The organism is Stenotrophomonas sp. STEN033, from assembly GCF_056856655.1.
The window spans coordinates 1-19,549 of the sequence record NZ_JBXFWM010000081.1 but is presented as its reverse complement, the minus strand read 5'-3'; the positions used below and the strand labels follow the sequence as shown (position 1 = coordinate 19,549).

10 protein-coding genes and 1 pseudogene are annotated in these 19,549 nt (G+C 61.8%); 9 read left to right on the top strand and 2 right to left on the bottom strand.

Annotation, left to right across the window (positions count from 1 at the left end; translation table 11 throughout):
* The 5 genes from AC1VXC_RS19035 to AC1VXC_RS19015 all read left to right on the top strand — a co-directional run.
* Positions 1-691 (top strand): DUF2345 domain-containing protein (locus tag AC1VXC_RS19035; protein ID WP_481539476.1); only part of this gene is annotated, 691 nt, incomplete at its 5' end.
* Positions 692-693: 2 nt separating this feature from the next.
* Positions 694-1,539 (top strand): DUF4123 domain-containing protein, encoded by an 846-nt coding sequence (locus AC1VXC_RS19030; RefSeq protein WP_481539475.1) that lies wholly within the window; start codon positions 694-696, stop codon positions 1,537-1,539.
* A gap of 25 nt (positions 1,540-1,564) precedes the next feature.
* The gene (locus AC1VXC_RS19025; RefSeq protein WP_481539474.1) at positions 1,565-4,126 is read left to right on the top strand and encodes a T6SS effector BTH_I2691 family protein; all 2,562 of its coding nucleotides are present in this window, start codon (positions 1,565-1,567) and stop codon (positions 4,124-4,126) included.
* Entirely contained in the window at positions 4,126-5,073 is a 948-nt protein-coding gene (locus AC1VXC_RS19020) for a DUF6708 domain-containing protein (RefSeq protein WP_313495120.1), read from the top strand. Before AC1VXC_RS19025 ends, AC1VXC_RS19020 begins: the two co-directional genes overlap by 1 nt.
* Before the next feature lie 154 nt (positions 5,074-5,227).
* Complete coding sequence (locus AC1VXC_RS19015; protein WP_481539473.1) at positions 5,228-6,175, top strand: DUF6708 domain-containing protein; 948 nt, start codon at positions 5,228-5,230, stop codon at positions 6,173-6,175.
* Between the two features lie 102 nt (positions 6,176-6,277).
* Here AC1VXC_RS19015 and eda read toward each other — a convergent pair whose 3' ends face one another.
* Together eda and AC1VXC_RS19005 are read right to left on the bottom strand one after the other, a co-directional pair.
* A complete protein-coding gene (gene eda / locus AC1VXC_RS19010; protein WP_481539472.1) occupies positions 6,278-6,916 on the bottom strand; it encodes a bifunctional 4-hydroxy-2-oxoglutarate aldolase/2-dehydro-3-deoxy-phosphogluconate aldolase in 639 nt (212 codons plus the stop codon).
* Positions 6,903-7,925, bottom strand: coding sequence for a sugar kinase (locus tag AC1VXC_RS19005; protein WP_313172852.1), 1,023 nt, complete (start codon positions 7,923-7,925; stop codon positions 6,903-6,905). The genes eda and AC1VXC_RS19005 overlap by 14 nt, the downstream gene beginning before the upstream one ends.
* Before the next feature lie 273 nt (positions 7,926-8,198).
* Between AC1VXC_RS19005 and AC1VXC_RS19000 the strand changes: the two are divergent.
* The 4 genes and pseudogenes from AC1VXC_RS19000 to AC1VXC_RS18985 all read left to right on the top strand — a co-directional run bounded on the left by AC1VXC_RS19000 (position 8,199) and on the right by AC1VXC_RS18985 (position 19,423).
* Positions 8,199-10,961 (top strand): annotated as a pseudogene (locus tag AC1VXC_RS19000) (TonB-dependent receptor).
* Between the two features lie 209 nt (positions 10,962-11,170).
* Complete coding sequence (locus tag AC1VXC_RS18995; protein ID WP_313493925.1) at positions 11,171-14,341, top strand: TonB-dependent receptor; 3,171 nt, start codon at positions 11,171-11,173, stop codon at positions 14,339-14,341.
* Between the two features lie 78 nt (positions 14,342-14,419).
* Positions 14,420-15,526 (top strand): pectate lyase, encoded by a 1,107-nt coding sequence (gene pelA, locus AC1VXC_RS18990; RefSeq protein ID WP_481539471.1) that lies wholly within the window; start codon positions 14,420-14,422, stop codon positions 15,524-15,526.
* Positions 15,527-15,619: 93 nt separating this feature from the next.
* The gene (locus tag AC1VXC_RS18985) at positions 15,620-19,423 is read left to right on the top strand and encodes a LamG-like jellyroll fold domain-containing protein (protein WP_481539470.1); all 3,804 of its coding nucleotides are present in this window, start codon (positions 15,620-15,622) and stop codon (positions 19,421-19,423) included.
* Positions 19,424-19,549 lie beyond the last annotated feature (126 nt).

Genomic DNA, 19,549 nt, shown 5'->3' with positions numbered 1-19,549 from the left:
GGATCCTGCCGAACTTCCCATCGATCAAACCCTGGCCGAGTTGCAGGAGCAGCTCAAAGCAACGCATAGCGGCAGCAGCGCCGGCAGCATCAATGGCGGCGATGGCGAAGCGCCCGGCTGGAGCGCGCCTGTACTACTAGGCAGCGGCGTAGCCGGCGTAATGAGCCTGACCCCGGCTGATCAGGCCTGGGTAAGCGGCACCCACACCTTGCTGAGCAGCGGCGTTGCGTTGAACTGGATGACGCAGGGCTCGCTGAGCCTGGCAGTCGCACAAGGTCTGGTGCTGTACACGGTAGGCAGCGAAGGCAGCAAGGAAAGCCCCAACCAGGAGCGAGGGATTGCCCTGCACGCAGCACAAGGCAAGGTGAGCGCAAGGGCGCACAAGAACCAGGCCACGATCGCGGCGAAAACCAATGTCCGCATCGCCAGCACTGAAGCCGATGTCGAGATGGCGGCGCCGAGCAAGCATCTGCTGGCAACGGCGACTGGTGCCTACATCCGGATTGAAGGCGACAACATCGAATTGGGTGCGCCAGGGAAGATTGAGTTCAAGGCGAGCCAGAGGGATTGGGTGGGGCCGGAGGGTGTCGATCCGACGCCAATCAAGTTTGGTTCAGGTGAACTGAAGCCCTGTGGATACGACGCATTGCAGGCTGACGTCGATGGCGCAGCACTGGTGGCGCTGGATTGAACATGGCAGAGGAAAGCGGCGTAGTACAAATGGGGCATCGGGAGTTTCTGGCTTGCGACTATGCGCTGCTGAATCCTATGCAACTGGAGAAAGCTCAATGGGCTGATCTTCCCAGTGTGGAGCTGAAGCCCGCCGGTCTGAACATGCCGGCCGGGGTACTGCCACGACTGGTGAACTTGAAAGCATTGAACGAGGATCAGCGAATTGCATTGTTGGCCCGCAGTGCAGATTGGCAGCGACTCAACAAGCAGCCCATGTTTGGCGCACTCTTGAGTACCCAACGTGATGCCGGCACCGTACAGAAGCACCTGTGTACCCAAATGGTGCTCAAGCGGGACCGAAAGTATTGGCTCAGGTTACACGATCCCCGTGTGTTCGCTTCGTTGGAAAGAGTGCTGGCGGATACCCAACTCCGGCGCTTGTTTGGGCCGATAGACGTGTGGACATGGTTTGAGCCATTCCGCGCTGAATGGAGATATTGCCGCAAGCCAGATCGACCTCGACATACCGAGCCTTTTCAGCTGAATTCCGAGCAGTGGAACGCGTTGAGACGGTCGCCACTGCTCAATCGGTGTCTGCGCAAGCTGTCGCGTTGCGATGGGGTTGCAGAGGATTATCAGGTCGTCGCACCAAGGGTCGATTTCCACCTGAGCAGTGCCGCAGAGTTGGGTTTGAATGACAGAGACGACGCTTGTCTATACGCCTTGAGCATTGAAAAGCACGGATTGGATTGGTTGATGCTCCCCCGCGTTCAAGAAGCAATTGACGGCGCGCGGCGCGGTGAGCAGACCTTCGTGCGGGCGCTGGCGGATGAGGAACTGCTTCCCCTCCCCGCGTCGACGGTATGACGAACGTAACAAGGAGGTATTACCGATGAGCTTGGATAGCGCGGATCAGTCGCATGCGTGTGAGATTTGTGCAGTGGTTGGGCTTCCCATCCTTCCGTTGCGCTACGCATTGGCGTGGGCAGGGGATGAAGTGCCCGCCAATAAGCGCGCTCCACAGCTGAGTGGGCCGTTCTCGGCAAGCGCCTACCCTTCCCTGGATGCGACAGAGGCACACTACACGCTTCGGGTGCTGCGCGGTGGCTATCTCTATACCTATGATGAGGCCCGTCGAGAGTGGTCTGCATATGAGGTATCGGAGGGCGGAATACTATTCGTCTTCGATGCAGACGAAGGACCTGGCGCGGGCGATCGTGCGGATACGGTCAAGTGCTCACGTGCCCCATCACCTTCACTGGGACGATGTATCCAGGTCAAGGATCCTGCCAAGGCCGGAAAGCTTTGGTTGGCACATAGCGATACGCGGTGGACTGCTGCGGTGAAGGAGAAGCATGCGGATGCCGCCTACCGCGCCAGGCATATGCGGTGCATTGATGTGGGTGCATGGTTCCGCTCCGCGGGTGGCCAATCGCAGCCCCACCTGGGGGCACTGAAGGATGTATTTTCGCAGGTAAGCGAATACGCACTTGAGCCTGCGCCAACACCGTTCTTTGATTACAAATGGGAACAAAGCCAAAGTAAAACGGCGGGGGTGGAGACCCTGGGCCGGATCAACGCTGTGCCTGAGCCCGCCTTCGTGTTTCTGCCATACGAATTTTCCGCGCGTCCTCGCGATGATTTCAGGGGCTTGTTGGTGCAGGCGCATCCGGATGCGCCTTTACCGCAGCAGCCATACGCAATGGTGGCGCTGGACGATCCGGTCGGAATCACCACTGAAGTAGCCGCGCTGATGAGTGATCGGCTCGAAGGATTCATGACCGAGCCAGAGCGTGTGCGCCCGATGGCCGCTTCGGCTGCGATCATGCAGATGCGTGATGCGGTTGAGCAGCAGGCTGTGCTGCAAGCGGCGTCGAGGATGGAGTACGGTGAGCTCAGCGAGTATGAGGTCAGGCGCCAGATGGCGGCCGGCACTTATGTTGCACAGGTCAAGCCAAAGTACACAGCGCAGGACCTCAAGTTGATCGGAGAGCAAGCCTGGAGCAAGGCGGGTTGCGCCGAGCGCTATGACGAAGCTGCACGGCGTGCCTGGCAGGACGTGAACGATGCCGAGCTCAATGCCTTGAACGAAAAGGTGATCGCCCCTTTGGCTGCCGTGCATGTCACGTTGCTGGAGTCCGTCGCATTGGACCAGCATCTGCAATGCAACCATGATCCGCAGGACGTGCAAAGTGGTGCTGCATACGTGGCGGTAACCACCTTATGCATTGGCGATACGCAGGACAAAATTTCCCATGCCGACCTGTATGCGCGTTGGCTGGATGGCAGCCCGCAAGATAGAGGCAATCTGTTGCTGCGTGGCTTCGCACTGAATCAGGATCATCTCGCCGCCGAGATCGTCAAGGCGGTTGACGCGACCGGCAGCATAAACCTGAAAGAGCTGCCGTGGTCCTATCTCTTTGGCATCTACAACGGCGCGTTGAGTACGGCCGGTGGTGGCGCGACGGCATTGGTAGCGAGCTGGATTGAAAGGTCGTTGGGGCCGGTTGCCAGCATCTTGAGCAGGGCGGCCGATGGAGCGGTGAAACCTTACGCATTGGTTGCCTGGGGTGTGGCCGGAAATGTGCCGCTGGAGCGCGTGGAGCTGAAGGGGAAAACCTCGGGTGTCATTGTCCGCGAGGTGATGCTGGCAATGGAGAAGGCCAGCGGCAAGCGTCCGCGTTACCAAGCTGTACATGCCGAAATCCAGCGTCTGCGGGTGCTGGGACTCAATACGGTACAGACACCTTCGGATATCGCGTTCATTGGTGTACGTCAGGATGCGAGCCTTGTTTCCAGTGCGCATTACCGCGCCGACCGTAACGGCTTCATCAGCAACAAGCTGGGCAACTGGCGCTCAGTCATGGATAGCGACCTTCGCGCGGGTTTGGCGGGTTCATTGCTGTCTGCGGTTGCTTTGGGTGTGCTCTACAAAAAGGCTACCAGCAGCATGTTGCACGAACGTGAGGAGTCTTGGTTGCGTGTAGTAGCGAGTGCGACCTCGTTGGTCGGTGCTGCGACCGAAATGGTCGGGAAGAAGCTGGAACGGATCGGGAATTTGAATCCGAGATTTGCGAGGTTCGCTCCGATTGGGAGATATGTGGCGACAGTTGGTTCGCGAGTGGCTGCTTTTGGAGGGGTGCTGATGGGTATTTTGGACCTCTATAGGGCGGGCAAGGAGCTTGCGCGACGTAATTACAAAATGGGCGCGTTATATTTTCTTTCCGGTGCAGCGGCTTTGGGTTTGAGTTTTGCGATACTCGCGGCCTCTCTATTATGGACTGGAGTCTTCTTCGCCATCGTGGTTGTGGTCGCGATTGCGATGATGATGTGGGCGGATGGCGCTCACCATGCCTGGTTGGATCGCTGCTGGTGGGGGAGATTAAAGGCTGAGCGCTACCTAAGTGAGGATGTTGAAATGCAGCAGTATCAATTGGCGATGGAGGTGGTCTGATGCACTACCAAGGAATCATTCCAGGTCGGCCATTTCCAATCAATCGACCGCTGAGCGATCAGGATCATGCGAAAAGGCTGCATCAACGAGATCGGTGGGATGACGCTGCGCCTTACTCGGATCTGACGGTTGTCAGGGTTAATTCTACCTATATGGAAATAGTCGATAAGTACTACGGGTGGAAGGGGTGGGCGGCTTTTATGCTCGGGCTGTTAACACTGGTGCCTTTTTTATTCGGTTTTGTTTTTCTTTCTATTGGGGTCGACTTGCTGACTGAGGGGGAGGCGGAGGGATTCTACTTCGGGGTAGCTGCCTCCGTATTGCTTTTTATTATGGCCGGAGTTGGTTGGTTTTTAGGTCGTTTTGAATGGGCCTATTACACCCATTATCCAATTCGCTTGAATCGCAAGGAGCGGATGGTTTACGTGTTCCGCAAGGACGGCACGGTGTTGAGTGCGAGTTGGGACGAACTTTTCTTTACCCTCGACCGTGACGCGGTGTGGTGGGAGATTCGTGCGCACGTGTTGGAAGAAGACGGGGTGACAGTGAAGGAAACCTTTGCACTGGGTGCCTACAATTCGGATAACTCCAACGAGGGAGTGCGCATGCTGTATGCGCATTGGGAATTCTTCCGCCGTTACATGGAAGAAGGCCCCGCCGCAATCGCACCTTATGTGAAACAGGTGGCGCCGGTGGAAGGAAAGCGCGAGTCTTTCCGCGTCGGTTATGAGGTGCTGGCTTCCCACATGCGGACCGATAATCCGATGCTGAAGATTCTGTACTTTCTGGATTGGCCACTTACCGCGCTCTCGTCGCTGACCCGCTGGTTGGCCATGCGTAAAGGAAAGATCCCGTTCTGGCCGGCAGAGATCGAAGCACGCAATGTGGTTGAAGCAGACGACCCGTTCTGCATCGATGCGCGAATCAACCCGCCCATTTTCCGTTGATGAGCGACAGGGAGTTGAGGGTACTACGGCGCATCGGGCGGCTTGTGCAGAACGCTTCGCTGGGTCGCGGTCTGCGTGGGCGTGAGATGGCTGAGCGCTATTCCGATGAAGTCGGTAGCGCGCGGGAGTACCAACGGGCAGCGGAGACACCCTGATGCACTACCAAGGAATCATCCCTGGTCGGCCATATCCAATCAATCGTCCGCTGAGTGATCAGGATCGTGCGAAAAGGCTGTATCAACGAGATCGGTGGGATGACGCTGCGCCTTACTCGGATCTGACGGTTGTCAGGATCAATTCTACCTATATGGAAATTGTCGATAAGTACTACGGGTGGAAGGGTTGGGCGGCTTTTATGCTCGGGCTGTTAACACTGGTGCCTTTGGTGTTCGGTTTTGTTTTTATTTCTATTGGGGTCGAATTACTGACCGAGGGGGAAGTGGAAGGGTTCTACTTCGGGATAGGTGCCTCCGCATTGCTTTTCATGATGGCCGGGGTTGGCTGGTTCTTGGGCCGTTTTGAATGGGCCTACTACACCCACTATCCAATCCGTTTGAATCGAAAAGATCGAATGGTTTATGTGTTCCGCAAGGACGGTACGGTGCTGAGCGCGGGTTGGGACGAGCTATTCTTTACCCTCGATCCTGACGCGGTCTGGTGGGAAATTCGCGCCCATGTGCTCGCTGAGGACGGGGTGACAGTCAAGGAAACGTTCACCTTGGGAGCCTACAGCACCCTCAATTCCCGCGAAGGAATGCGCATACTTTACGCCCATTGGGAGTTCTTTCGCCGTTACATGGAGGAAGGTCCTGCCGCTATCGCGCCCTACGTAAAGCAGGTGGCACCAGTGGAAGGAAAGCGCGAGTCGTTCCGTGTCGGCTACGAGGTACTCGCATCCAATCTGCGGTCCGATAACCCGCTGCTCAGGGTTCTATACTTACTGGACTGGCCGCTTACCGCGCTCTCGTCATTGACCCGCTGGCTGGTCATGCGTAAAGGAAAGATCCCGTTCTGGCCGGCGGAGATCGAAGCGCGGAATGTGGTTGCAGCGGCCGACCCGTTCTGCATCGATGCGCGAATCAACCCGCCCATTTTCCGTTGATCAGAGGCTCGGCGCGGCGTGCAGCATGGCATCGCGCTTACTTGGGTTGCGGCGTCACCCGCTCCCTTTGCCCAAGGCAAGGGGAGCGGTGACACTGTGAACTCACCCTGGCAAAACGGCCGCAGCGCGTGCCAGGGCTTCAATCCCAGCCCAATCACGTGCCTGCAACAGCTCACGCGTGGTCAACCACGAGCCGCCCACGCACAGCACATTCGGCAGGTGCAGGAACTGCGATGCGGTCTGCGCACTGATGCCGCCGGTCGGGCAGAAGCGCACGTCACCGAACGGGCCATTCCAGGCCGACAGCATGCCCACGCCACCGGCCTGTACGGCCGGGAAGAACTTGAACGTATCCAGGCCCTGCTCCAGCCCGCACATCAGTTCCGAGGAGGTGGCAACGCCAGGCAGGAACGGCAGGTCGGTATCGCGTGCTGCGGCGTGCAAGGTGTCGGTGGCGCCTGGCGAGACCGCGAAGCGGCCGCCGACGGACTTCACTTTCTCCATCTGTGCCGGGGTCAGCACGGTACCTGCGCCGACCACGGCATCCGGTACGGCCTCGACCATGGCCTTGATCGCATCCATCGCGTTTGCGGTACGCAAGGTCACCTCGATCACCGGCAAGCCGCCGTTGAACAAGGCCTGCGCGACCTGTACCGCATCGTCGACGTTGTCGGGAGTGAACACCGGAATCACCGGTGCCAGTTTGAGCACAGCGCGTACGCGCGGATCAGCGCCGGACATCGAACTTTCCTTCGCCCATCAGGGCCATGACGTCGGCCACGCCGACGGGGTTGAAATCACCGGGAATGGAATGCTTCAGGCAGCCTGCGGCCAAGCCGAAGCGGATCGTGGTTTCCGCATCCATGCCTTCGATCAGGCCGTGCAGCACCCCGGCCGCGAAGGCGTCACCTCCACCAATGCGATCGACGATATCGGTCAGCTCTTCGGCTGGCGCCAATGCACGGGTGCCATCACGGCCGAGCAGCATTGCGCCCAGCGAATGGTGGCCGACGCTGTGCGCGGTGCGCTGCGTGCAGGCCATGTATTGCAGGCGCGGGAACGCCGCGAAGGCCATCGCCGCGGCAGCGTCTACGCGGGCCTGCGGTTCGGCCTGGTTGAACTCGCCGCCCAGCACCACGCCGATGTCGCGGTAGTCGGCAAACACGATGTGTGCGCAGTCGAACAGATCACGCAGGATGGCCTTGGCGTCGCCGCCCCAACGCTCCCACAGCTTGGGGCGGAAGTTGCCGTCGAAGGAAACCTTGATGCCGCGCTCGTTGGCGGCGCGGGCGGCGGCCAGGGTGGCCTGTGCGGCTTCCATGCCCAAGGCAGGGCTGACCCCGGACAGGTGCAGCCACTGCGCGCCCTGCAGCAGCGCCGGCCAGTCGTAGCTGTCGGCGCGGGCACTGGCGAAGGCGGAGTCGGCGCGGTCATAGACCACTTCGCTGGGCCGGTGGCCGGCACCGGTGGTCAGGAAGTACAGGCCCATGCGGCCATCGCTGCGGCGCACGCGCGAGGTGTCCACGCCGTGACGGCGCAGTTCGCCAGCTACCGCCGCGCCCAGCGGGTTGTCGGCAACCACGCTGATCATCGCCACGTCGTGGCCGAAATGCGCCAACGACACGCCGACATTGGCTTCGGCACCGCCGGCATGCACGTCCAGCGTGGGTGACTGCAACAACAGCTGGTTGCCAGGCGCGCCCAGGCGCAGGAGCAGCTCACCAAAACAGACAACACGGGGGGAAATCATCGCCATTCCTGTCTCCTCGTCGATCGGCGCGCATCATGGCACGGATGATTGACTATCGGTGTCATTCGGTCGCCACTGTCCCCTCGGTTGCCCGTGTTACCGTCCTCCAATGTCCTTCAGACAAAGGTTTCCGCCCTGTTTGCTCCCTGTTGCAGTGCAAGATGCTCCCTCTTCACGCAGCTGCTACTTTCCGTTTTGACCAGCGGTGTCATCCAGCGGAAAGCACAAGCCGGAGCCACTGCATCGCATGCAAACCTTGGAGAGGGGAAGCACATGAATCCACGTAACTCGCAGAAAAAGACACCGGTTACCTTGCTCGCGTTGGGGATCAGTTTGGCCCTGCAGGCAGGCGTTGCCATGGCCCAGGACGCCGCTGCGCCGGCTGCCGGCACCGCCGCCACCGAACTGGATGCAGTCACCGTCACCGGTTACCGCGCCAGCGTGGAGAAGGCGCTGGACATCAAGCGCGGCGAAGCCGGCGTGGTCGATGCCATCGTCGCCGAGGACATCGGCAAGTTCCCGGACAGCAATCTGGCCGAATCGCTGCAGCGCATTCCCGGCGTGGTGATCACCCGTGACGGCGGCGAAGGCCGCAACATCTCGGTGCGTGGCCTGGGCCCGGACTTCACCCGCGTGCGCATCAATGGCATGGAAGCACTGAGCACCGTTGGCAGCAGCGATGGTCAGGGCGGCACCAACCGTGGCCGTGGTTTCGATTTCAACGTGTTCGCCGCCGACCTGTTCACCCAGCTGATCGCGCGCAAGACCGCCTCGGCCGATGTCGAGGAAGGCTCGCTGGGTGCCACTGTAGACCTGCGTACCGCGCGCCCGTTCGACTATGACGGCCTGACCATCGTCAGCAATGTGCAGGCCTCGTACAACGATGCCTCGCAGTCGGCAATGCCGCGCTTCGCCGGGCTGATTGCCAACAGCTGGGCGGATGGCAAGTTCGGCGCACTGTTGTCGGTGGCCTATTCCGAGCGTGAGACGGTGGAGGAAGGTACTGGCACCGTACGTTGGGCTGGCGGTGGCACCAATGGTGGCTTCAATGCGGCCTCGCCGTTCAAGGACGCGCTGAAGACGGACGTGTATTCGCCACGCTTCCCGCGTTACACGCTGATGGAGCATGACCAGAAGCGCCTGGGCGTGACCGGCGCGCTGCAGTTCAAGCCCAGCGACCGCACCACTTTCAGCCTGGATGCGCTGTACTCCAAGATCGACGCCAAGCGCGATGAGAAGTACATCGAGGCCAATGGCCTGAGCAAGTCCACCAATGACGGCAAGAAGGAAATCGTCGTCAACAACGGCGAAGTACGCAATGGCGCGTTGGTCTACGCAGAAATGGACAATGTCGACATCCGCGCCGAGAACCGCCATGACGAGTGGAGCACCGAGTTCTACCAGCTCAGCCTGGATGGCGAGCATCGCCTGACCGACAACTTCACCATCACCGGCAAGGTGGGTACCTCGCGCTCCAAGCACGACAACCCGGTCCAGGCCACCATCATGATGGACAAGCTCAACGTTGACGGCTACAGCTACGACTACCGCGGCAACCCGAACAAGCCGGTCTTCAACTACGGCATCAATCCGACCGACCCCAGCGGCTGGACGCTGTCCACCATCCGCCTGCGCCAGAACTACGTCACCAACGATTTCGACAACGGCTAGTTGGAGTTCTCGTGGGCGATTGGCCCGTCCTTCACCCTGGAAGGCGGCGTGCAGGCCAAGAACTTCAGCTTCGACTCGATGGAACGCCGTCGTGTCGGCCTGGAAACCGCGGTGCCGACCTTCGACGGCAGCAAGATCGTACCGGTCAACATGACCGAACTGGCCAGCCTGCAGGGCATGTCCGGTTCGCCGGGCAAGTGGGTGGTGCCGAACTTCAACGGCATCGCCAATGAGTTCGACATCCTCAGTGGCGAAGGCATCTATGCGCTCGTCGACTATGCGGCCAGCATCCGCAGCGTGCAGGAGCAGGACCGCGGCGGTTGGTTGATGGGCAAGTTCGGCTTCGACATCGGTTCGGTGCCGGTAACCGGCAACATCGGTGCGCGCTACGTCAAGACCAAGCAGACCTCGACCGGCATTGCCTCGGCCAGTGGTACGCCGGTGCGCACCACGGTCAGCCGTGAGTACAACGACTTCCTGCCGTCGCTGAACCTGGTGGCGGAGATCACCCCGGACTTCCTGATCCGCTTCGGCGCTGCCAAGGTGATGTCGCGTCCGGGCCTGGGCAGCCTGACCCCGGGTGTCACCGTCAGTGTCAGCGGCAGTGCGCGCACCGTCAGCGGTGGCAACCCGATGCTGGACCCGGTGCGTGCCAAGACCGCCGATCTCGGCTTTGAGTGGTACTTCGAAGAAGGCGCGATGCTGGGTGTTGGCCTGTTCTACAAGGACATCGAGAGCTTCATCCAGCCGACCCGCGAAAGCCGCGTGTATGCGACCAGCGGCCTGCCGGCGAGCCTGCTCGACAACCTCAATGCCAGCGTCAACGACGAGTTCGTGTTCAGCGCCCCGGTCAATACCCCGGGCGGTGATCTGACCGGCGTGGAGTTCAACTACACCCAGCCCTTCTCCTTCCTGCCGGGCAAGTGGGCCAACTTCGGCACGCAGTTGAACTACACCTACGTCGAATCGAAGATCCAGTACGTGACCTCCGGTGGCGTGATGGCGCAGAAGGACGACCTGACCGGTCTGTCGCGCAATTCTTGGAACGCGACCTTGTTCTACGAAGGCAGCAGCTGGTCGGGCCGTGTGTCGGCGACCAACCGCGATGACTACCTGATCCAGGTGCCGGGCACCGAAGCGGGCTTCGACAGCAAGGGCCTGGGTGTGCACGGGCAGAGCGGCACCACCTTCATTGATGCGTCCATCCACTACCGCATCAGTGACCAGCTGGAAATCAGCCTGGAAGGCGCCAACCTGACCAACGAAGCTCAGGAATCGTGGGTGTCGAACCCGACGGTGTCGCTGCCGCTGGAATACAGCGAGACCGGTCGCCAGTTCACCCTGGGCCTGCGTTACAAGTTCTGATAGACGCACTTTGGCAGCGGGCGGATCGCATTCTCTCCGCAGATCCGCCCCTGCTTTTTCATTCTCCGCAGGCCATGGTCATGCCATGGCCTGACGGCTGTCCACGTGCGGCCGCAACGGCCCGACAGCACGTCTGAATCACTCGCCAGGGATATCCCCCCACCCCTTCCAGTCCGCTTGATTCCCCGTCCGGGGAAGGAGCCCACCGCATGGATCGTAAGCGCCGTTTTGGAAAGACACCGGTTACCTTGTTGGCAACCGCCATTGCTTCGGTTTTGACTGCTCCCCTCGCCTTCGCCCAGTCCGCACCTGCGGCCGCCGAGGCCACCCAGCTGGATGCAGTGAACGTCACTGGCTACCGCCAGAGCCTGCAGAAATCGCTGGACGAAAAGCGTTACACCACCGAACAGGTGGACGCGATCTTCGCCGAGGACATCGGCAAATTCCCCGACCAGAATCTTGCCGAGTCGCTGCAGCGCATCGCCGGCGTATCGATTGATCGCGAAGGCGGCGAAGGCCAGCGCATCTCGATCCGTGGCCTGGGCGCGGACTTCACCCGCGTACGCCTCAACGGCCTGGAAGCATTGGCCACCGCCGGCAACGGCAGCAGCGGCGTCAACCGCAGCCGCGGTTTCGATTTCAATACCTTCGCCTCCGAACTCTTCAGCCAGGTCAAGGTCAACAAGACCCAGTCGGCGCAGATGGATGAGGGCTCGCTGGGTTCGACCGTCGACCTGCGTGGTTCGCGTCCGTTCGACTTCGCTGGCTTCCAGGCCTCGGCCTCGGCGCAGGCCGGTTACGGCGAGCTGGCGGAAAAATTCGATCCGCGCTTCTCCGGCCTGATCAGCAATACCTGGGCCGATGGCCGCTTCGGCGCCTTGCTGTCGGGCTCGTACAGCAAGCGCAACGTCTACGAGGAAGGCTATAACCCGGTGCGTTGGGAGCATGGCAACCATCGCAACTCGAACCAGTCCACCGCTGCCAACAACGGCACCTACGGCTTCTGTTCGCCGGTGGGCTACAACCCGCAGACGCCACGCAACCCGGCGTCGAATGAAACCCCGGCCGGCAGCGGCAGCCAGGCCAACCAGGACCGCAACAACGGCTGGGGCAGCTATGGCATCAGCAAGACCCATTGTGGCAACGGTTTGCCGCGCCCGGCCAACACGCCGGAGAACATCGCCGCTTACGAGACCGCGACCAATGCGTGGATTCCGCGCTACCCGCGCTATATCCGCACCGCGCATGAGATCGAGCGGCTGGGTGTAACCGGCGCGTTCCAGTTCCGCGTTTCCGATGACACCTTGCTCAGCTTCGATGCGATGTACTCGAAGCTGGACAAGGACCAGCGCGAAGATTCCATCGGCGCCAACCTGCACCGTGCCGCCAACCTCGGTGGCAAGACCCAGATCGTGGTGCGCGAGGCTGAAGTGGATGCGCAGAATCGCCTGGTCTACGGCGTATTCGACAACGTCGATTTCCGCACCGAATCCAGCCTGATCGAGGAATCGACCACCTTCCAGCAGTACAGCCTGAACCTGGAACACCACTTCAACGACGCAGTGAAGCTGGAGGCCGTGCTCGGCCACTCCAGCTCGGACTACGAGCGCCCGGTGTTCTCGTTGGTGAGCTTCGACAACAGCAATGTCGATGGCTTCGTGATGGACATGCGCAACGGCGGCGACATGCCGAACATGACCCTGCCGTTCGCCCTGAACGACCCGGCGGCATGGTCGTGGCTCGGCTACGGTGCAGTGCCGGTCAACAGCAACGGCACCGCGCGCGGCAGCAACATCAGCGAAGTGCGCTTGAACCCGAGCTACGTCAACAACGCCTTCGACACCGCCAAGATCGACCTGCAGTTCAACATCAACCCGACCTTCACCCTGCGTACCGGCCTTGCCTACAAGGACTACGACATGGAGTCGGAGGAATACCGCCACATCAGCTACGGGCGCCTGGCCCAGGCCTTGCCGGCGGGCGTAACCGTCGGGGACCTGAGCACCACGCTGACCGGTTTCGGCAAGAACCTGTCCGGCAATGTGCCGAACGGTTGGCTGATCCCGGACTTCGGCAAGATTGCCGAGCTGCTCAACATCAACTGCAATTGCGATACCGGCGTGCAGGGCGGCGATTACCGTCTGGCCGGCATCGGCCACTTCGGCGCTTCCAACAACAACTTCGAGGTCAACGAGCGCAGCCTCGGCGGCTACCTGCAGTTGGACTTCAACACCGAACTGTGGGACCGCGCCTTCCGCGGCAACCTCGGCGTGCGCGTGATCAATACCCAGATCAGCGCCTCGGGCTGGGCACCGTGCAACGCAGCCACATCGGGCAACAACTCGGCCAACTGTGAATCGTTCTTCGGTGTGGCCAGCGCGACGGCTGCGGCCGGTGAACGCTCGCTGGTGCGCTCGGTGGTCAACCACAGCTACCAGGACGTGTTGCCATCGCTGAACCTGGCCTGGGACGTGGCCGAGAACGTGGTGCTGCGTTTCGGCGCGGCCAAGACCATGGCACGACCGACGCTTGCCTACCTGTCACCCAGTGTCAGCGGTGGCCCCACCGGCTACTTCGATGACGGCCGCGTGTTCGCGATCAACCTTGGCAATCCCAAGCTCGATCCGTTCCGCTCGACCAACTACGACCTGAGTGCGGAATGGTACTTCGGTGATGGTGGCCTGCTGTCGGCGGCACTGTTCTACAAGGACATCGACAGCTATGTGCAGCGTACCCGCCTGCTGACCACCTGGGGTGCCATGGGCTACGCGCTGGACCTGCTGCCTGCTGGCTTCACCGCCGACACCGTGTTCAACGTGCAGAGCTACTACAACACCCCGGGCGGCCCGCTGAAGGGCTACGAGTTGAGCTACCAGCAGCCGTTTACCTTCCTGCCCGGGATCTGGAGCAAGTTCGGCATCCAGCTCAACTACACGCATGTGGAGTCGAGCATCAAATACATGTTCAGCTCGGCCGGCAACAGCAATACCAGCATCACCACCACCTTCACCGACAACGACCTGGTCAACCTGTCGCCGAATTCGTACAACGCCACTTTGTACTATGACGACGGCAAGTTCAGCGCCCGTGTTTCCACCAGTTACCGCGACGGCTACATCGGCGAGATCCTCAGCCAGGAAAGCGTCTGGGACCTGGACGGCAACCAGTTCGCAACGCCGGATGTGACCGGCAAGAACAGCGTGCGCAACGTCGACTTCAACATGTCATACAAGGTCAACAAGAAGCTGTCGCTGACCTTCGAGGCAATCAACCTGCTCGATACGCCGGACCAGCGCTACGTGGACTCGGCGCTGCAGATGGCCGACCGCTACACCGTTACCGGTCGCCAGTATTACCTCGGCGCGCGCTACAAGTTCTGAGATGAAACATACGCACGGCCAATGCAGTAATACCGGGATGCCAGCACGCTGGCGTCCCGGTGCGCGCAGGAGGATGCGATGAGGCATTTGTGGTTGTCGACCGCGCTGTTGATCAGTGCGGGCTGGACATGCCCGGCGGCGCAGGCGGCCGCGCCGCGTACCGAGCCCGAAGCCGAGAACATGTTGCTACTGCAGACCGCATCCGGCGGTTGGTCCAAGCAGTACCAAGGCAAGGCGGTGGATTACCAGCACGTGTTCAGCGCCGACGAGCGCACGGCGTTGCAGGCCCCGGATCGGCTGGATGACGCCAATATCGACAACAAGGCGACCACGCGTGAGATCCGCCATCTGCTGCAGGCTTGGAAAGACACCGGCAACGCTGCCTACCTGGGCGCTGCACGGCGCGGCGTGGATTATCTGCTGGCCGCGCAGTACGCCAATGGCGGCTGGCCGCAGTACTACCCCGAGCGTTCGCTGTACCGGCATCAGATCACCTTCAACGACGACGCGATGACCCGCGTGCTGGACCTGCTGCAGGACATCGCCGAAGGTGCGCCCGCGGTTGCGGGTCTGCCGCCGGAATACGCAGGCAAGGCCAATGCCGCCCTGCAGCGCGGTCTGCAGAACGTATTGGCCACGCAGGTACGCATGGATGGCCGGCTTTCCATCTGGGCCGCGCAATACGACGAGGTCAGCCTGCAACCGGCCAAGGCGCGTTCCTACGAACTGCCATCGCTTGCCGTATCCGAGTCGGTAGGCGTGCTGCGCCTGTTGATGCGCCAGCCCGAGCCGAGCCCGCAGACCATCGAGGCCATTGAAGCCGGCCTGCAGTGGCTGCAGGCCAATGCCTTGCCGGACCTGGCGACGCGCAAAGTCGAAGCACCGGAGCAGCCCAGCGGCAAGGACGTGCTTGTAGAACCTTTGGCAGGCGCACGGCTGTGGGCACGCTTCTACGATCTGGACCAGGGGCGGCCGATGTTCGTCAATCGCGAGGGTGAGCGTGTGGCGCGCTTCGCGGATATTCCGAACGAACGCCGGGTAGGTTATGCCTGGTATGGCGTGTGGCCGGAGCAGTTGCTGGTACGGGAGTGGCCGAAATGGGCGCAGCGGCATGGGCGAGAGCAACCCTCTCCCCAACCCCCGCTCCGCGCCCCGGCCCTCGCGCCAGCGCAAGGGCGTTCGTAGGGGCGCGAACCTTTGGTTCGCGAGCGCCCCTTCTCACCCCGGAGGGAGAGGGGCTTAAGCAAGGCAGTCAACCGATTTGGAACGAGTTAGACAATGAACCAGAAAACCGTGTTGCGTCCCACCCACCTCGCCTGCGTGCTGGGCCTGCTGTTGGCACCGCTGAGTGCAGTCGCGCAGTCGCCTGAGCTGTTGTTCCGCGTCTCGGCGGACAAGGGCTTCGTCGCCGACAGTGCACGCGGTGATGCCACGCCGAACTTCCAGGACAAGGTCAGCCTTGTCGACGATGGCGCGCATGGCCGTGCGATCCAGTGGCAGGACGACGGCGTGCTGTCGTGGAATGCACCCGGCAACATCCAGGCCGAGCGCGGCACCCTGTCCTTCTTCTGGCGCTCGCGTTATGCAGTGGGCGAAACCCCGTTCGTGATCTTCCGCGTCGGCTACGCCGACCACAGCAGCTGGGACATGGCGTGGCTGCGCATCGACTGGAACGGGCACGGCTTCGATGCCTTCGTCACCGATGCCAACCTGGCCCGCACGCGCGTCTCGTTCAAGCTCGACAGGAATCCTTCGCCCGAGCAATGGCAGCACATCGCCTTTGCCTGGGACGAGGACAAGGGCGTCAAGCTGTTCATTGATGGCCGTGAAGTCGCGCAGGCGACCACCACCGGTGACTACGATGCAGCGTTGGACCAGCTCGGCCTCGCCGGCCGGGTGATGGCGCCCTATCAGGTGCAGAGCCGCTACAACTTCCTGCGTGGCAGTGACTTCGACGAGATCCGCGTCTACGACCGCATGCTCGACGCGGCTGGTGTGGCCGCGCTCGCGCGCAATGCCGAGCCGCGCAATGCCGAGCCGCGCAGTGCCGAGGGCGGCAGCGCCTCGCAACGCGCCTGGTGGCACCGATATGGCTGGGAAGGTGCCGCACCGCCGGCACTGAGCGCGCCGACGACAAGCATCCGCAAGGTCGAGTTCGCCGATGTAAAGGACAAGCTGCAGTGGATGTGGAAAGGCACCGACGGCATCGCCGAAACCACCTGGCCCGGCGTCTACAACCGCTCGCGCCTGCCCGGCCGCAATGATTACTTCCAGCTGCCGGACTGGAACACCTATGTCGAAGGTGGCCAGCAGCTGGACCTGACGGTTCCCGAAGGCGAGCACATCAACCGCATCGAGATCCGCGGTGCCGCCTACGGCGAGCTGAAAGGCACGGCCGGCACACTGTTCAAGCGTCCGCAAGGCGTGGTGCGCAGTGTGGACAGTTTCGCTGACCAGGTTGGTGGCACCCTGCACTTTCACAACACCGCGCAGGAAACCCCGATCCAGGAAATCTGGGGCTACCAGGTCAGCGACGCGGCCGAGCCGGAAGGCACGATCAAGCAGCGCTACCAGATCGACAGCAGCGTGCTGCCGGATTACACCAACATCGCAAGCCTGCGTGACTACATCGGCGGCCGCTTCGCGCCGGATGAGCGCAGCACGGTGATGGCGCTGCCCAAGGGCGCAGGTTCGCGCAAGCGCGCTGCCGACAGCCTGCCGGCCAAGCCAATGCCGATCGTGCACGTGCTCATTCCGTCCGGCGTCGGCGATGCCCCGGCCGCGCAGCCGCTGATCCGCAGCTGGGCGCACAGTTGGGAGAACATGTACGACGGCCTCGATGGTGTGGCGATCGATATCCCCGCCCTGGACCTGCCGGCGACGCATGACGGTCTGATCCCGCTGAACATCCGCATCAAGGACCCGATCTGGCCGGCGCGCGACATGATCGACGTTTCGGTGTCGGTGAAGCCGGGTGAAGCACGCACGCTGTGGCTGGACCTGCGCGACCGCATCCTCACCGCCGACAGCCTGTGGATCTCGGTGGCCTCGGCCGCGCCCGGCTTCAATGCCGCATCACTGGACGGCGCCGAAGTGCGGCTGGTGTTCAAGCAACGCAAGGAGGCGATCAAGCAGCATGTCGCCGATCGCTTCAACCAGGTGCGCGACAACTGGGGCTTCCTGGTCGAGGAGCACACCACCTCCAAGCGCCAGCGGCTGTACTCGCGCGTCTATGCTGATCTGAGTGATCTGCTGCGGGTCGATCCGGACCATGAGCTGGGCCGCCTGTATTGGAACTACATCAGCTACAACAGCCAGGGCAAGCCACCGTTCGAGCAACCGCAGGCGCCGAAGGGTGTACCGTTGTGGGCATTCCGCCAGATTGAAGACCTGAAGTACGTGCGCCGCTTTGTCGACTGGTGGATCGAGAACCGGCAGGTCGCCTATGGCGATTTCGGCGGCGGCATTTCCGACGACAGCGACTTGACCCAGCAGTGGCCGGGACTGGCATTGATGGGCGTGGAGCCCGAGCGCCTGAACCGCTCGCTGACCGCACTCTCCGATGCGATTTACCGCAACGGCATGTTCTCCAACGGCCTGAGCACCATCGAGACCGACGAGCTGCACGCCTACGAGGAGGGCATCAATACCAACAGCGCGATGCTCTACCTCAACTGGGGCGATCCGCTCACCGTCGAGCGCCTGATGGAGACGGTGAAGGCCTTCGACGAGCGCATCATCCTGCGCAACCCGCAGGGCAATCTGCTGTTCTCCAGCAACTGGTTTGGCGGCAACAAGGTTTACCGCGAGCCGAACTGGCAGTGGCAGAAGCCGTATTCGTTCCCGGCGCTGCATCCGGCTTTCCTGATGGGTGAGTACAACGCCGATCCCACCGGCCGCAAGTTGGTAACCGGCTTGGCGGATGGCTATCTGGCCCACGCCTACAAAGACGACAATGGCCGCTTCACTCTGCCCAACGAAATCAACTGGGCCACCGGCAAGACCCGCGGCGGCGAGTTGAACCAGGGCTCGGGCAGCGGCGATCTGATGCACACCTTCTGGGCAGCGTGGCGCTGGACTGGCGATGCCAAGTACCTGCAGGCGCTGGATTACCGCGTGGTGCGTGGCGGGCCGGGTGTGCTGTCCAACCTCGGTGAGAACTACGTCGATGTGCTGGGCAGGCAGCAGGACTGGGGCAAGCAGCTGGTGGCCGATGCCGACAAGGGCGGCAGCGGCTTCGCCGCGATCAGCGCCTGGCAGCAGACCGGTGACAAGACGTACCTGGAAGCACTGCACGCCGACGGCATCCAGGCCAAGGCGCAGCGCGAGTACATGAACACCGAAGGTCACTGGTGGAGCGACCGCGTCGAAGCCCCGAGCGAGTTCCTGCAGCGCCTGCGCCTGGGTGGCATCGGCCTGAAGCGCAACCAGAGCTGGCCGGGGCATACGGTGAGCTGGCAGTTCGCCCAGCCGGATGGTGCCGAGCAGGTGGCCTTGCTGGTGCATGCGCCCTCACGTGAGCGCTTCAAGGTGATTGCCTACAACCTTGGCAACACGCCGCTGGAAGCGACCATGACCGGCTGGAATATCGCTGCCGGTACCTGGCGGATCCGCAGTGGCGTGGATCGCGATGGTGATGATGTGATCGACGGCAAGGCGGAGGTTCGCGAGGTGCTGCTGGAGAAGAGCGCCAGCACGCAGCTGCGGTTTGTGCCAAAGCAGAGCCAGGTATTCGAGTTCGAGCTGGTGACGCCCGGCACACCGGTGGAGACACGCGCGGACCTGGGCATTGGCCGTGGCGATCTGAAGATCGAGGGTGAGCGCGTGCAGTTGACCGTGCACAGCCTGGGGCATGTCGGGACTGGCGCTGGTTATGCGGTGCTTGAAGATGCGCGCGGTCGTGAGGTCGCTCGGGTTGCGGTGCCTGCATTGGAAGCGCCGTTGGATCTGTCGCCGCGGACGGTGACGGTGGAGCTGCAGATGCCAGCCGGGTTCAAGCGCGAGGGCGCGAGCGTGCGGGTTGGCCTGGAAGGGGATGTGGCTGAGGTAACCAAGCTCAACAACCGCTTGCCGGTGCGGTGATTGTTCAAGCCCCTCTCCCGAAGGGAGAGGGGCTTTGCTGACTGTAGTGGCGCCCCGCGCGCGGGAGCACCGGTGTCCGTTATAGCTCAAAGAGAACCCACGGCGGCGCAAAACCCGCTGGGGTGT

Excerpts from the sequence above, each read along its gene's own strand:
- AC1VXC_RS19005 (WP_313172852.1), bottom strand. The coding sequence starts at position 7,925 with ATGATTTCCCCCCGTGTTGTCTGTTTTGGTGAGCTGCTCCTGCGCCTG.
- AC1VXC_RS18985 (WP_481539470.1), top strand. The coding sequence starts at position 15,620 with ATGAACCAGAAAACCGTGTTGCGTCCCACCCACCTCGCCTGCGTGCTG.
- AC1VXC_RS19020 (WP_313495120.1), top strand. The coding sequence starts at position 4,126 with ATGCACTACCAAGGAATCATTCCAGGTCGGCCATTTCCAATCAATCGA.
- pelA (WP_481539471.1), top strand. The coding sequence starts at position 14,420 with ATGAGGCATTTGTGGTTGTCGACCGCGCTGTTGATCAGTGCGGGCTGG.
- AC1VXC_RS19025 (WP_481539474.1), top strand. The coding sequence starts at position 1,565 with ATGAGCTTGGATAGCGCGGATCAGTCGCATGCGTGTGAGATTTGTGCA.
- AC1VXC_RS19015 (WP_481539473.1), top strand. The coding sequence starts at position 5,228 with ATGCACTACCAAGGAATCATCCCTGGTCGGCCATATCCAATCAATCGT.
- eda (WP_481539472.1), bottom strand. The coding sequence starts at position 6,916 with ATGTCCGGCGCTGATCCGCGCGTACGCGCTGTGCTCAAACTGGCACCG.
- AC1VXC_RS19030 (WP_481539475.1), top strand. The coding sequence starts at position 694 with ATGGCAGAGGAAAGCGGCGTAGTACAAATGGGGCATCGGGAGTTTCTG.
- AC1VXC_RS18995 (WP_313493925.1), top strand. The coding sequence starts at position 11,171 with ATGGATCGTAAGCGCCGTTTTGGAAAGACACCGGTTACCTTGTTGGCA.